The sequence below is a fragment of the Bacillus sp. mrc49 genome, assembly GCF_002803435.1.
In genome coordinates, this window is sequence record NZ_PHNG01000471.1 from 1 (window position 1) to 1,118 (window position 1,118).

The window sequence follows — 1,118 nt, forward strand, 5'->3', positions numbered from 1 at the left end:
ATAAGAAGCAGGCAATCATATATTGATTAAGATGCGATCGGTTTGCTTTCACCAATGATCGCTTTTTCGAGAAGCTCGGCTACATCATACGTTTTAACGTCTTCCTCGACTTCTTTTGCTTTCGTCCCATCAGATAGCATGGTCAGGCAATACGGACATCCCGAGCTGATAACGGTCGGGCTGACGGCAAGTGCTTGTTCCGTACGAGCCACATTAATGCGGTTTCCTGTTTCCTCTTCCATCCACATCAAACCGCCTCCGGCACCACAGCACATGCCCTTTTCACGGTTGCGCTCCATCTCGATCAGTTTCACGCCAGCAATCGATTGCAGGATCTCACGCGGTGGGCTATATACCTCATTGTACCTTCCCAAGTAGCAGGAATCGTGGAAAGTAATCGTTTCATTAACTGGATATTGCGGCACCAGCCTGCCTTCGCTGACGAGCTTTGCAAGCAATTCCGTATGGTGGTACACTTCCGCCTCCAAGCCAAAATCCGGATACTCATTTTTAAATATATTATAGGCATGCGGATCGATCGTCACGATTTTCTTGATTTCGTTCTTCTGGAACTCTTCGATGTTCTTCATGGCAAGCTCCTGAAAAACAAACTCATTACCCAATCGACGCGGGGTATCCCCTGAGTTTTTCTCTTTATTTCCCAGAATCGCGAATTTGACGCCCGCTTCATTCATTAACTTGGCAAAGGAAAGGGCAATCTTCTGGCTTCTGTTATCATAAGATCCCATTGAACCCACCCAGAATAAATATTCGAATTCTTCGTCTGCCTTTTGCAATTCCTTCACGGTAGGAACGCTGACATCCTCCCTCAAGGTTCTCCAATCTTCTCTCTCTTTTCGGTTCAGCCCCCAAGGGTTTCCTTGACGCTCAATATTGGTCATTGCACGTTGGGCATCAGGATCAAGCCTGCCTTCAGTCAGCACTAGATATCGGCGCATATCGATGATTTTGTCGACATGTTCATTCATTACCGGGCATTGATCCTCACAATTACGGCAAGTCGTGCAAGCCCATAGTTCTTCTTCCGTAATGACTTCGCCAATAAGGCTCGGGCTGTAGCCTTCAGTTGCCGCAGCCGATTCCTGGGCTCCCTCGCC

Annotated in this window: 1 protein-coding gene; it reads right to left on the minus strand. The window is 47.8% G+C overall.

The window, feature by feature from the left end; all coding sequences use genetic code 11:
• Positions 1 to 26: 26 nt before the first annotated feature.
• The coding region (locus tag CVN76_RS03720) for a (Fe-S)-binding protein (RefSeq protein WP_198512467.1) at positions 27 to 1,118 on the minus strand (1,092 nt) is incomplete at its 5' end.